A 13,663-nucleotide genomic window follows, 5' to 3' on the forward strand; every position below is an offset into this window, starting at 1 on the left:
TGTGGAGAGTCGGCAGAAAAAATAACAGAAAATTCGGATACAGGATCTGTCGTGGAATCCTCGACAGGCTCTCCGAAACTGCAGGCTTCTGACCCGCATGAAGTGCCATCCTCTGATGCGGAGGAACCGGATGCGCAGGAGGAATGCCAAATCTACACTGCCATCATAAACAGCTCCTATGGGCTGATAGACGCGACTCTGGCCAATCCGGAGACCATTTCATCGGCCAGGATCGATGTGTTTGATTTAGTTTCTCAAAAGGCTTTCTATGAAGACATCTTTGGTGAAGGCATTTCCAGGGAGGAGATCGATACCGGGCATTACAGCGCGATGTATGATAATTTTGTGCCCGATTTCGAAGCATATTGGGCGGCCAACGGCGAGGGGAGCCATCCGGATTTTGAGATCACCCTGACCATTGAGCGGACCGATGGAGAAACGGAAACCTATGTGGCCGAGCATATGGGCGGAAGCCCCGAGTTTCGCTGCTCCTATGACCCGGATACTGGTATGGTGGAAATCCGGTTGTATGAGTTTAAAGGAGAGGACTTCCTCCCCGTGGTGTGCGGTGCGCCGGAAGACGCGGTGGGTAAAACTGTCAGTGTGACGGTGCTGGCGGATGGTCAGCCCATCCCTCAGGAAAACTACGCAGTTGACGGTGAAACGGAGGAAACCGAGATTTCCTCTTGGGATAATCCGGATGAACGTCAGACTATAACGCAATATATCACAGTTGTCACCGCTTTGCTCCCTCCGTCTGTTTATGCTGAAGCCAAGACGAGCGTCGTGCTGGACATGGAGCTCAACGGGCACCGGTTTACCTACACAAGCCCAATCGCATAGACGGTGACTCTTATCCTTGGAAACGAGGTTTCAAAAAGATTCGGGGCCTGCAAAGGCGTATGCCGGCGGCATAACTATGATTTTTTGTTACCCCTCCTGAAAATTTTCGATGAAAAAATAAGCCCTATCCGGGCTTTCTGGGTTTTTCATCTTTCTGCAACTAAGGCGGCTTTTCCATGCCACGATAGCTGCCCTATCGCCTCCTTCGCGTGATTTAGCGGCATCCGCCGGCCGCTAAAAGATCCATCTGCCCGCTTGTGCGATGGATTGTGCCACTGGGGCATCCCCTTTAGAATCTTGAAAAAATGTTATTATCTTATTAAGATACCGTTGGTTGTTTTAATCCTATCATATTTATCTATAAAATGCAAGCTTATAAGACTTTATTATAGTAAAAGTATGGAAAGCCCTTCCCGATAGCAAAAGGACCTCGCCCTGGAAAACAGGGCGAGGTCCTTTTTAAGATTCTGGCCTTCTATATTATAGGAATGATAGGATTCGCAAGCCGGCCTGTTGGGAAGGCTGGGCTCCCCCTCTAAAAAAGCGCATGCTTTCAAAAAGGGGATTTCACAAGGGCGCCTATTGCAGGCCTCTGGGGAGCGGGCCGCGGGACTCACCGGTTTGCTTAGGTGGCCTCGCTGGAGGCGCGTCCAGACCGGAAGTCCGCTTCATAAATCAGCATGCCCGGATTGGCGAGCACCTGCTGTGCTGCATAAGCGCCCGCGCCCAAGAGGGCGGGGCTCTCCTCCAGCTGGTTGATCTCGATGGCCAGGTCGCTGTAAATCCGTTCATTGACCCCGGCTTCGACGCACCTGCGGACAACCTCCAGCAGGCGTTCCGGGCAAATATCCACCAAAGCGTCGCCCAGGACAATCAGGCCCGGGTTCATTTGGTTGATCAGGCTGATAACGCCGACGCCCAACCGTTCACACACATGTTCATAAGCCTGCACCGCTACAGGGTCCCCCGCGCGCACCGCAAGGGCAATCGCTTCATCGTGCAGGTTGCCCGCGTCTAGGCACGAAGGCTGGTGCGCACGCAAGAGGTCCCGGATCTCGGACCGGAGCGCCGAAAGGGAACAATACTTTTCCAGGCAGCCGTGGTTTCCGCATTCGCAGAGAGGGCCGTCAAACTTGATGCTGCTGTGGCCAAATTCCCCGGCAATCCCGTGTTGCCCCGAAACGAGTTTTCCATCGGATATCATGCCGCACCCAACGCCCTGGCCCGCCAAAATATAGGCCATATTCTGCACCGCCGGCTCCTGCCAGCGGGACCAAAGCTGCGCAAACGCGCTGGCCTTCGCATCGTTGAGGACATAGATCGGCATCCCCACCCCTTCGGACAGCACCGCACGGATGGGGAAGTTCTGCCAGCCGGACAGCTCTGTCACAAACAAAAGGCGGTCCAGGTCTTCCAGGTACGGCCCCGGCATAGCCAAGCATGCGGCAAGGAGCTCCGAATCCGCATAGTCTTGTTGGAGCTGTAGGATAGCCGTGCGGATGCGCGATAGGACGGACTGCGGGCCCTCCGTTTGGGAAATTTCGAACGAACGGGTTTCATATACCTTCCCGGAGATCCCCACCAAGTCAACGTAAAACTGGTCGCGCGTCATACTGATCCCAATCACCTTGTACCGCGCGTCGTTCAAGGTTACGCCGATGGAGCGCCTGCCTTTTTCCCCTGGGATCAGGCCGGTTTCCACCACAAGGCCGCATTGGATCAGTTCCGCTGCAATGTTGGTGATGGTGGCCTGTTTGAGTCCCGAAAGGCGCGACAGCGTCGCGCGCGAGCAAATCCCCTCTTGCCGCAGGAGGTTGAGGATTAAGGCCCGGTTGATGAGTTGGCTGCGTTCTTGGTTGATACTAGCTGGTTTGTTGCTTTGATTCATAACTTCTTCCCTCCAACGCACAATATCGTTCGTAGCTATGCCGCCGGTGGTTATACAAGCATATCGGATGGATGCATTGCCGCCGTGCCAGGCGCCCCTCACTGCCCGGCTCCGGCTGTCTGTAGTTTTCTGCCCGATCATTTCCCTGATGGATGCAAACAATCAGCTTTGTGTGCGTGCAAAGCCGCGATCCTCTTGGCGGCATACCCCCTTGCTGCATCCGGCAGAACCGATGCCTATGGCCGGTTTTGATCCGGTAAGGCGCTTGACGCGCATACCGCCCTTTGGGGGAGGGCATCCTTCCAGCCCTCCCCCAAAGGGTCCTCATTTTTATTTTCACAATACTTCTGGGAAAATAAAAATACCGTCCATTTCATATAGTCATCGATTTTAGTAATGCTTTCGAAAACAGTATAATCTTGTAAAAATAGAAACACAAGAATCACTATTTTTGCAGTAACAATTCTTTCAATTTTTATCCATAATATTGCAAACTAATTATATTTTACCTCTAAAAAATGTGTATTTTTATAAAAAATTGCACTTTTCCCCCTTTAGTAGACGCACAACGGGCACACAGTGCCTTCCGCGCTTACGGCAGACCTCCGGTCGGGACGCGCCTACGGCAGACCTCCGGTCGGGACGCGCCTACGGCGTTCCCTACGAAAGCAAACGGCGAGGAGTTTGCTTTCCGCTCCACAGGGGAAGCCCTACAGAAGCAAGCCAATCGCTTTACAAAAGCGAGAAAGGAAGAAATCCACCGTTCCCACACGACATCCGGAAAACAGCAGCGAAAAACACAGAAGGACCCAGCCCTGGGAATTCCCGGGGTTGGGTCCTTGCTGTTTATTAGGGAAAAGCCTTCCCCTTTATTTTCGATTAGCCAATGGTTACCGTGCAGTGCTTCACGGGACGTGCAACATCTTACGCGGACGCGCGGCGTCTTTCGCGCCTACGGCGGGCACACAGTGCCTTCCGCGCCTACGGCGTTCCCTACGAAAGCAAACGGCGAGGAGTTTGCTTTCCGCTCCACAGGGGAAATCCTACGGAAGCAATCAGCCAATCGTTACTGCACAGTGTTTGACTGGGGTATTGCCCGGCAGGGTGGTGTAAACACCCGTGCTCTGGCCCGGCGTGCCGATGGCATAGACTCTGTAATAGTAGTCGTTGCCGATCTTCGCCACGAACTGCGTCTTGAGCACATCGCCGTTGCCGGCCGTGAAGCCCGGCGTCATAGCGTTGCCGTTGACGACCGTCATCTTGAAGCAATACGCCTGGCCGCGCTTCAGCATAAAGTTGACCGTCGTATCGGAAACCACATACGCATTCGCTGCCACGCTCTGGCTTGCAGATACCACACCCGCTGCGCCGTATGCGTTGCCAATGTTCGCGGACGTGCTGCCCTTGCCGCTGGAGCTTGCGCCCTTCGGGACAAGTGCGTTGTAGGCGCTCGCCAGTGCTCTGGTGGCACGGTCGACCTTGGGCTGATCCTCTTCGGTCATGTCCTTGTCGTCAATGATTGCCAACGCACGGTTCATCGCGCTCTTGAGGGTTGCAACAGACGCCGCCGTGTACTCGCTTGTATCGACCGCCTGTGCCTTGCTCAGGATGCTGTTGAGCTCGCTCTTGTCGGCCTTTCTGCGCAGGCCCATGAGGATGTCATTCAGTGCGATGGTCTGTTCGTCCACCGCTTCCTGCGATGCCGTTTCGTCCGCAAGGACTTCCTTTGCCGCCTCAAGTGCATCCGGCAATGCCGCCTTCGCATCGTTGTCGGTGTAGTCGTTGAGGTCGAGGCTGTCCGCCTTATCGACGGCGGCCTGCAGGGAGGACTTAGCCCGCCAGCTCCTGATACGGCTTTTCGAGCTTGCCGCCCGGGGCGGAGAAGTACACCTGCAGGACTTCCTTGCCGGAATAGGTGTCGCCGGTGTTGGTGATGGTTGCGTTCACCGTGACGGTCTCTGCGTCCGCCTGCACATAGTTGATCTCCGTATCAAACGTGGTGTACGACAGGCCATAGCCAAATTCATACGCCGGGTCGATGCGGAAGGTGTCGAAATAGCGGTAACCGACATAGATGCCGTCCTTATAGAATTCCGTCTGGGAATTGCCGTCGTTGTTCGCAAAATCTGCGGAGGACGGGTAATCCTCATAATTGACGGCCCACGTGCCGGTCAATTTGCCGGACGGGGTCACCTTGCCGGAGATGACGTCCGCGACCGCGTTGCCGCCCTCCATGCCGGCCTGGCTCATCAGCAGCATGGAATCGAGGCCCTCGATCTCGCCGAAGAACTTCGTGTCGATGATGCCGCCCACGTTCAGGACGACCACCACTTTGTCGAAGTTTGCGCCCAGCTTTTGCAGGTTGGCATATTCGATGTCCGTCAGCTGGTAGTCCCCTTTTTCGTTTTTCCGGTCCGAACCCTCGCCGGAATTGCGGGAGATCACGTAAACTGCTGTGCCTACATCCGAAGCCGCTTCGATGTTTGCGTCCGTGATCTCCGGGTCCGGCATCGAGAACGTCGCCCACATGCCGCCTTGGAAATCCTCTTTGCCTTCATCGTAGGCTGCCTTAAAGTCGTTCAGCCAGTCCTCGCTGGTGATCTCATAGCCTGCGTTCTTCAGGCCGTCCCAAACGTTGACCACATAGCGCTGGTTGACGTCGCCGGAGCCGGTGCCGCCCTTGACGGTCGCATATGCGCCGCCGCCATACAGGGCGATCTTGCTCTGTTGCGGGATTGGGAGTGCATTTTCGTTATTTTCCAGCAAAACCATGCCCTGTGCGGCAACGTCCCTGGAAAGTTCTGCATTGCGGATCTCGCGTTCGGACATTTCGTCCGTGGGAGAAGCCGCAAAGGCCGCCGTCACAGCTGACCCGGCGATCATGGAGAGCGTCAGGACCAGCGAAATGACTTTCCGTAGTCTTTTCATAAATCCAATTCTCCTTTGTTTTGAAATCGTGTCTCCAACCTTACCCATTTCAAAAACCAAACGGGAGGGCTTTGCAGCCAATCCGTACGTTTCTATATGCAGATACTTCCTCTTTCCATTGCAAATGTGCAGCGGGTTCCGCACGGACCGGCCTCTTTCCTGCCAAAAGGCCCTCTTTCTTTGCAGGATTCCTCAACGTTTTTCTCTTCTGGCCCCCTTTCTCAAAGGAAATTTCTTTAAAATATCCGATTCAAGCCGGTAGCGATATGTGCTGGTCCAGCCCCCCTTTTACGAAGATGCACAAAAGCAGGATAAAATGGGACTCTTTCACAGCCTATTCATTTATCGGCTTGAATATCTGACTGGATATAGTATAATGATGGATACAAAGGGAAATCAAGAATCACTATTTTTATACGAACAATTCTAAAATAAACTATGCAATTTAACGAACAAAAAAATTTGTTACTCCCAAAAAATTGTATGTAAGCAAATACTTTAGAGGCTTTTGGGGAGCGATGCCCGGCAAAAAAGCAGCTTTTTGCAAAGTTCCTTTAAAATAAATTGCTTTTTACTCCCTCAATGAATCTACCCTGCGATAAAATCATGTATAATAGCGTAAATAAAATTTTTTGTCCGCAAATTGTGTGGGGAATTCGTCTATTTCTCAGTATTTTATAGGCTTCCTCACAGCAATAATTACGTCTTCCGCTAAATTTTATTAGAAAATGTAGATCAAAAGGTTTGATTCTTGCTATATTTATGTATAAAATGGGATATTATTTTTATAATATATAGTTTTTATGTAATATATCTAAAACCCGGTAAAATATAACTCGGAAGCGCCCCGCTTCTGTAGCCACAATCTCCAGATGTATGGCCGCTGTGGCGCTGGCGCTTTGGGGGAAGAGGGCAGGCCGGGTTTGTATTGGGGATGATGCTGCGTGGAACCGTGGCTGTTTTTAGGGAGAAGGGAGATTGCGTTTTGAAAAAGACAAAACCATACCGCGGGAAAAGCTTTTATAAGCTGCTGGCCGCGTTTTTTGCCGTGACGCTGCTTTGCAGCATGTTGATGTTGACCCAGTACCTGGCCAACGAGAAAACACAGCGCGAAGAAACCATCGAATCTTACCATTCCATGGTGGAAAAAAGCATGAAGAATACCGAGAGCATGCTGTCTTACATAGAAGAAGCCGGCACACGCATCGCCCAGCTGGATGGGATGGCGGAACTGGCAACATCTGAAAACATCCCTTTGGGATCGCCAGAGGCCCAACATTTTGTCCGTTCTTACCTGCGTACGGTCCGCAAGACCATCCCTGCCACGGACCAGCCCATGTTCCTCTATTTTCAGAAAAGCGGGCGGGTGTTCGACAAATCGGCCGATGTCGATCCCCTGGAAAGCGGGATCGTGACGGGGCTGTTCGGGATGGACGCCGCCACATGGGACCAGCTGATCCAGGCCGGGGAAGAGGGCACCTGCACCATTATCCAAGATCCAAACATGGATTTCGCCCGCTTCGTCTACGTGCGGCAGATTTACCCGGGCGTGGTCTGGATGATCGGCGTAAATAGCAGCCGGATTGCCGAAGATCTCAGCTATTACTATTTGCCGGAGGACGCCCAGACGCTTTTCCTGACGGCAAACAACCGGAGCATTTCTTCCGCCAACGCTTATGGGCAGCCGGGCAACCTGCCGCTGGACTTTAAACAGGTTTCCGCCCTGCCGCCCTTCAGCGCAAGGACGTGGGACGGGCAGACCTATTTCGTCTACCATCAGGGGTTTTCCAACAATACGCTCCAGCAGGTGATCGCCATCCCGGACGCAGGCGTCCAGGAATGGATCGTGGTCATGGCCGGCGCCATCTTCAACACGCTGGTCGTAACCCTATTGGCAGGCGGGAGCCTCTCCTATTTCTTCTCGAAAACGTTATACCGGCCGGTCGAAAAACTGGTGGATACGCTGCCTGTCAAAAAGGGCAGCCGGGATGAGAGCGAATTCCAAATGGTGGCGAGCACGGTCCAGCAACTCTCGGAAAGGGCCAAGGATTACGAGACCCAGCTCCATTCGCAAAGCGACCTTTTAGCGGCAAGCCTCACCACCCGCGTCCTGAAAGGCGAAATCTTCCTTTCGCCCGACATCGCGGAAGCGCTGCGGCAGGGCGGGTTCCCCATTGCCTGCCAGAAGTTTGTTGTGCTGATCCTATCCATTGACGAGGACGCGGACGCCGAGTCCCCGCCCATCCAACAGGAAGAGGCGGGGAGCCTTTTAAAGGAGACATGCCGTTCGTTCCTGCTCAACGGTGGGTTCGCCGCCTATGTCGTCGCCGACCATACGTCCTTTCTCGGCGTGGTCGGCCTGGACAGCGGCGGCCTGGAGGAGGTCAAGGCGTGCGCGGAAGCCATCCAGGCGTTTACCGTCTCGGAGCTGCACATGCAGGTCTCCATCGCCCTAAGCGGCGAACACCATTCGCTGGACGAGCTGCACGAAGCGTACCATGAAGCCACGCAGGTGGCGGATTACCAGCTTCTGGCCGGCGAACATGGAAAAACCGCTACCTATAGCCGCCTGTCCAGCCTGATGTCCGGGCCAAACGGCTGCCGGGAATTCCTGGCGCAAGTGAATAAGCTCTCCAATTCCATCCAGTCCGCCAATTACCAGCAGGCCGCAGCGCTTGTGAAGGAAATCGAAGAGTCCTGCTCCAAACATCCGGCCGCAATGCCCCAGGCAAAATTGCAGATCTTCTATTTGACGGACGCCATCCTGCTCTCCCTTTCGGACAGCGACCTCGACCCGGAACTCCTGAACCATCTGCAAAACGCGGAAACCTTCCGCAAGCCGCGCAGCATTGATTCCCTGTGCCAGTGTACATACCGTATCTTCGCCTATCTGGACGCGAAAAAAGAACAATCCCGCCCCCAGGGGAAGCGCATTGAGCAGATCACCCAATACATACGGGAAAATTACCAGGACATCAACCTTTCGGCGAGCGCGGTGGCCGAACATTTCCACATCAGCCTGCCGGTGCTCTCCAACCTGTTCAAATCCGAACTCAACGTGGGGTTCCTGGATTACCTGCACAAATTCCGCATTGAGCGCGCCAAAGAGCTGATCGTCCACACCGACCACACCATCGGCGACATCTCCGCCATGGTGGGGTATGCCAACTCGATCACCATGAACCGCGCGTTCAAACGATATGAGGGCGTGACCCCCGGCTGGTACCGGCAATCGGCGTCCTCCCACGCGGCGGCCCAAAAGGGGGCGGGGGACGTTTCGCCCTGACCGTCCGCCGGGACGCCCGCGCGCCTTCTCCGGCGGCTGCGCGCCCATGGGCTGGGGGAAGGCGCCGCCCTGCAAAGGCGGCTTTTTGGAATGCAGGGAAAAAATTTGGTAACCCTAGTGTAACAGATGCGGCGGCGGCCTGTCCCGCGAAATATGGGGGAGCCCGCCGCAACGCTATTTTCCCCCTGCAAACGGCGAGGCGTCCCGCCTGGGCGCCCTTTAAGCGGACCCTCTGCGGGGGCAACGATCTTGCGGGCCCGTGCAGGGCCCCTGTGGAAAGGATTTGATCATATGCCGACCTTTAACGCGCTCTACGGCCGCCTAGTGCGCGCCTCCGTAAAAGGCAAGAGCGAAGAGGAGCTGGAAAAGCTCCGCCAGGAGGATTTTGACCCCCATCACCTCGACTGCCTGCTGAACCCGGAAAAATACCCCACGGTCTGGCGCGTGGGCGACTGCAACTGCTCCAAAGAGGAGGCGGCCAACTGCGCCGGGAAGTGCCTGTTCGACGCGCTCTACACCGACGAAAACGGCAATGTACAGGTGAACAGCAAGATGTGCGTGGGATGCGCCGCCTGCGTGGAGCGCTGCAAAGCGAAAAACCTGGTCGAAAGCAAGGACATCCTGCCCACGCTCGACCTGATCCACCGCGGGGGCGCGCCGGTCTACGCCATTGTCGCGCCGGCGGTCATCAGCCAGTTTTCCGATGAGGTCACGCCCGGCAAATTGCGCACGGCGTTCAAAGCGCTGGGCTTTGCGGGCATGGTGGAGGTCGCGCTCTTTGCCGACATCCTGACCCTGAAAGAGGCGCTGGAATTCGATGCGAACATCCTCACCGACCAGGACTACCAATTGACAAGCTGCTGCTGCCCGATGTGGATCGCCATGCTGCGGCGGGTCTATCAAGAACTGATGCCGCATGTGCCCGCGGCGGTCTCGCCCATGGTGGCCTGCGGCCGCGCCATCAAGCGCTTGGAGCCCGGGGCAAAGGTGGTCTTTATCGGCCCGTGCCTGGCGAAAAAATCCGAAGCGCGCGAGCCCGACATTGCGGACGCGGTGGATTATGTGCTCACCTTCCAGGAGGTGCGCGACCTCTTCGACTTTGCGGACATCCACCCGGAGATGATGGCGGAGGACAACCGGGAGCATTCCTCGACGGGCGGCCGCATCTACGCGCGCGCCGGGGGCGTGAGCCAGGCGGTGCAGGACTGCGTGCAGCGCCTGAACCCGGGCCGCAAAATCAAGGTGCATGCGGTGCAGGCCAGCGGCGTCCCCGCATGCAAACAGCTTCTGAACGACCTCAAGGAGGGGAAGCTGGACGCCAACTTCCTGGAGGGGATGGGCTGCGCCGGGGGGTGCGTGGGCGGCCCCCGCGCACTGATCGGCAAGGAGCTTGCCCGGGACAACGTCAACCGGTATGGGGAAGAGGCCCCCACGCCGACGCCGGTGGACAACCCCTATGTGATCGAGCTGCTGCACCGGTTGGGATTCCCAACCGTGGAAAGCCTGCTGGAGAACGACACCCTCTTTACCCGCACATTTTAACGTGCGGGGAAAGGCAACCACGCGGCGCCTGTGCGCAGCCTTCCTCCCTTTTGGATACGCTCCGCCACAGGGCCATGCAGGTGCGGGGCGGCCCTGCGTAGCCCTCGCCGGCCTGGCCGCGCAAACCGGCCGGGCTTTTGCCGGTTGGGCCGTCTTGCGCCCACCGTACATATCCCTTTCGGCCAACCCAACGCCATCAAAACCGGCCCCGGTCTCCCGCTACGCCCATACAGGGGCGGGCCCGCTGGAAAAACGGCCGGAGGTCTCCCAGGCGTCTCTTCCGGCCCCCTTTCGAAAGCCTTCTCATATAGAAATTTATTTGTAAAAATCCCATTTTTGCAATAACCCTCCCGCGGGGCGCGCGGCCCTTTCCAGCCGGATAAAACGCCCTGCCATAAATTTATCTATGGGTTCTATATTAAAACTTTTCAAGTTGAAAATGGATTTTATGTGTTCTTTCTAAATGATTTCTATAAAAAATAAATTTTTTTAGAGAAAATGGTGCTATTTGTACATATTTAATTTAATATTAGAATTATTTGTCGAATCGTTGCGTGTATAATAAAAGAAATTACCAGATCCTTTACCAATCATTTCATTTTAGATGGGTGGGAAAAACATGAACGAATACAATACCCGGAAAAGCATCAATCAAGAAAAAAGCCAACTGATCAACCGCGCGCTGGTGCTCGACCTTTTGCGGCAGGAGGGGATCTGTTCGCGCGCCACGCTCTCCCAGCTGTCCGGCCTGAAACAGGCCACGATCACCAACATCATCAATGAATTCATTGCCTGTGGCCTTGTGATCGAAACCGGCCTGATGAGCGGCAGCAAGGGCCGCCGTTCCATCGGCATTTCCCTGAACGACCAAAAGTACAAGGTGATCGGCATCCGCATGACGCGCAGCGCGTTCTATCTGTGCCTGGCGGGCCTGTCCGGAAAATTGTACGGCGTCAAGCAGTACAAAATAGGCCCCAAGGAAAACGTACAGATCACCATCACGCGCATCCGCACCGCCATCTACACCATGCTGCAGGAAAACACCGATACGGAGATCCCCGTGGTCTGCATGGCGATGCCCGGCCCGTATTATGAGGAACGGGACAGCATCTTCTTTGTCACGGAGCTGGCCGGCTGGCACAATTTCCCAATTAAGGATGCGTTGACAAAGGACTTCACCGTGCCGATCCAGATTGTCAACGACGCCAACGCGGGCGCTTTTGCACAATTGTGGTATCGCAGCAAGGAATACGGCATCCGGAACATGATCTATGTCCTGGCCGGGCAGGGGGTCGGCTGCGGCATGATCACAGATGGCAAGCTGGTTTTGGGCCACCGCGGCCTCGCGGGGGAATTTGGCCACAACACCATCAATTTCAACGGCCCGCGCTGCGAATGCGGCAACTATGGCTGCTTGGAAAAGTATTGCTCCTTCATCGTCCTGTGCGAAAACATCGAGAAGCGCATCCGGAACGGCGAGTCCTCCATGCTCACGCCCGACGACCTGAGCACTGCAAAGATTTCCGAGGCGGTGCGCGCGGGCGACACGGTTGCGCGCGAGGAGTATGAGAAGGTCTGCGGGTTCCTGGCCATCGGGATCATCAACCTCATCAACCAGTTCAACCCGGGCCTGATTGTCATCGGCGACGAGCTGACCCAGGTGGACGGCGAGCTGCTCCTCTCGATTGTCCAAAAGCGCGTACACGACTGCGTCAATCCGCTGATCTGCAACGAACTTGTGATCGAGCTCGATTCCATGCCGGAAAACCCCGTATTGATGGGTGCGGCAGCCATCGCGGCCCAGCAGGTGCTCTCCGACCCGGGCAAGCTGATGGATATGCCGGAGGAAAAATAAGGCTTTCCGTAGGGAACTGGAAACCCGCCCCCTTTTGCAAAAGGGCGGGCTTCTTTGTAGGGGTGGGAACGCCCCTTTGCAAGCTCTTGCGGCGGCCGGGGAAAGGATCGGGGGACCTATGTACCGGAAAAGCACATTGGAGGATTGCAGGGCAATCTATCAACTGATCTGTGAACTGGAGCAGAAAGAACTGCCCTACCAACGGTTTTCGGAAATTTACTATCAGCAGATACAGGACAGCCGCTATTACTGCCTGGTCTATGAGTACAACGGCTCCGTGGTCGCGGCACTGAACCTGCGCATGGAGGAGCAGCTGCATCACACGGAACGCATTGCGGAGATTTTGGAATTCTCCGTTGCGGAATCCTGCCGGGGCAAAGGGGTCGGCAGGGAGATGTTCGACCGCGCCTGCCAAATGGCCAGGAAGCGGGGCTGCTCCCAAATCGAAGCGGCCACCAACCAGCTGCGCGAAGGCGCGCACCGCTTCTACCTGCGGGAGGACATGCACAATTTCCATTACAAATTTTCCAAGCGGCTGTATGGGGAAAATGCTTCGGAGAATATCCTGGGCAGGTAAGCCTTTTTGCAGGGCAGCCGCAAGGGCGCCCGCTGGGAAAGCGGGGAAGCGGCAAACGCCAAAGGGCGGCTGGGAAAGAACCGCTGGGAAAGCATGGCACAAAAAAGACGGCGTCCAAGGGGGTATGCACCCGCTTGGACGCCGTTTCGGTTTTTCTGGAAGGGTTGGCCTGTGGAAGCGGCGGCTTCCATCCGATTGTGCAGCGCCCTCCGTCCCCATGCAGAAGGGAAAGGGGAGGGCTGTTGCCCGCAGGGGCGGCCCTGCGGGCAGCGCGTCAAAACGTCCAATGCCTGCAAACCATCGGCGTATAGCGAATCCCGTTTTCCTCCCGCTCGCCCCCAAGCGGCACAAACCCAAACCGCCGGTAAACCTCCACCGCATAGGGGGAGGAATGCACCGTCATCTCCGGATAGTCTGCGGCGGATGCCATCGCGTGCAGCAGCGCCCTTCCCACGCCGCGCCGGTGCCACTCCCGGCGCACAAAGAACAGGCTGATGTGCGGCCCGCTCGTGGCCAGCACGCCGATAAGCCGGCCGCCCTCCCAAGCGCCAAAGAACTGTTGCCGGGCCATCTCCTCCCGGTTTTGAAGGAACGACCGGAATTCCTCCACGCCCTGCGCGGAGTAGACCGGCGCTTCAAACGCGCAGAATACCTCCCACACCAGTTGCAGCGCTTCCTCCATCTCCGTCTCCCGGAGCTGCCGGATCTCCATCCAAACCCATCCTTTCTCCCAAGGGGATCTTT

The 13,663-nt window shown here is 55.9% G+C and carries 9 protein-coding genes; 5 read left to right on the forward strand and 4 right to left on the reverse strand.

The annotated features are described in order from the left end of the window. Window positions 1-51 precede the first annotated feature (51 nt). Window positions 52-843, forward strand: a complete 792-nt coding sequence (locus I2E77_RS08795; RefSeq protein ID WP_140400395.1) for a hypothetical protein — start codon at window positions 52-54, stop codon at window positions 841-843. Between the two features lie 625 nt (window positions 844-1,468). Here the strand turns inward: I2E77_RS08795 and I2E77_RS08800 are convergent. The 3 genes from I2E77_RS08800 to I2E77_RS08810 form a co-directional block, all read right to left on the reverse strand. After that, a complete protein-coding gene (locus I2E77_RS08800; RefSeq protein WP_172749782.1) occupies window positions 1,469-2,731 on the reverse strand; it encodes an ROK family transcriptional regulator in 1,263 nt (420 codons plus the stop codon). Between the two features lie 1,055 nt (window positions 2,732-3,786). Next, window positions 3,787-4,644, reverse strand: a complete 858-nt coding sequence (locus I2E77_RS08805) for a hypothetical protein (RefSeq protein ID WP_330608918.1) — start codon at window positions 4,642-4,644, stop codon at window positions 3,787-3,789. After that, entirely contained in the window at window positions 4,562-5,659 is a 1,098-nt protein-coding gene (locus I2E77_RS08810) for a glycoside hydrolase family 3 protein (protein ID WP_195451058.1), read from the reverse strand. The genes I2E77_RS08805 and I2E77_RS08810 overlap by 83 nt, the downstream gene beginning before the upstream one ends. A gap of 985 nt (window positions 5,660-6,644) precedes the next feature. Between I2E77_RS08810 and I2E77_RS08815 the strand changes: the two genes are divergently transcribed. The 4 genes from I2E77_RS08815 (at window position 6,645) to I2E77_RS08830 (ending at window position 12,919) form a co-directional block, all read left to right on the forward strand. Further along, a complete protein-coding gene (locus tag I2E77_RS08815) occupies window positions 6,645-8,945 on the forward strand; it encodes a helix-turn-helix domain-containing protein (RefSeq protein WP_195451059.1) in 2,301 nt (766 codons plus the stop codon). A 291-nt stretch (window positions 8,946-9,236) separates the two neighbouring features. Continuing rightward, a complete protein-coding gene (locus I2E77_RS08820) occupies window positions 9,237-10,487 on the forward strand; it encodes a [Fe-Fe] hydrogenase large subunit C-terminal domain-containing protein (RefSeq protein WP_195451060.1) in 1,251 nt (416 codons plus the stop codon). Between the two features lie 619 nt (window positions 10,488-11,106). Then, a complete protein-coding gene (locus tag I2E77_RS08825; RefSeq protein ID WP_172749756.1) occupies window positions 11,107-12,342 on the forward strand; it encodes an ROK family protein in 1,236 nt (411 codons plus the stop codon). Between the two features lie 118 nt (window positions 12,343-12,460). Then, window positions 12,461-12,919 carry a GNAT family N-acetyltransferase gene (locus tag I2E77_RS08830; protein WP_191448772.1) on the forward strand — a complete coding sequence of 153 codons (459 nt, stop codon included), beginning with the start codon at window positions 12,461-12,463 and terminating at the stop codon, window positions 12,917-12,919. A gap of 274 nt (window positions 12,920-13,193) precedes the next feature. On the opposite strand, the gene I2E77_RS08835 is transcribed toward I2E77_RS08830, so the two are convergent. After that, window positions 13,194-13,631 (reverse strand): GNAT family N-acetyltransferase, encoded by a 438-nt coding sequence (locus tag I2E77_RS08835; RefSeq protein WP_087234949.1) that lies wholly within the window; start codon window positions 13,629-13,631, stop codon window positions 13,194-13,196. Window positions 13,632-13,663 lie beyond the last annotated feature (32 nt).

It is taken from the genome of Anaeromassilibacillus sp. 1001302B_160321_C8 (assembly GCF_015554745.1).
Lineage (GTDB): Bacteria > Bacillota > Clostridia > Oscillospirales > Acutalibacteraceae > Anaeromassilibacillus > Anaeromassilibacillus stercoravium.

Bases quoted from the DNA above. Each gene is read 5' to 3' on its own strand.
- I2E77_RS08830 (WP_191448772.1), top strand. From the start codon at position 12,461: ATGTACCGGAAAAGCACATTGGAGGATTGCAGGGCAATCTATCAACTG.
- I2E77_RS08820 (WP_195451060.1), top strand. From the start codon at position 9,237: ATGCCGACCTTTAACGCGCTCTACGGCCGCCTAGTGCGCGCCTCCGTA.
- I2E77_RS08825 (WP_172749756.1), top strand. From the start codon at position 11,107: ATGAACGAATACAATACCCGGAAAAGCATCAATCAAGAAAAAAGCCAA.
- I2E77_RS08835 (WP_087234949.1), bottom strand. From the start codon at position 13,631: ATGGAGATCCGGCAGCTCCGGGAGACGGAGATGGAGGAAGCGCTGCAA.
- I2E77_RS08800 (WP_172749782.1), bottom strand. From the start codon at position 2,731: ATGAATCAAAGCAACAAACCAGCTAGTATCAACCAAGAACGCAGCCAA.
- I2E77_RS08810 (WP_195451058.1), bottom strand. From the start codon at position 5,659: ATGAAAAGACTACGGAAAGTCATTTCGCTGGTCCTGACGCTCTCCATG.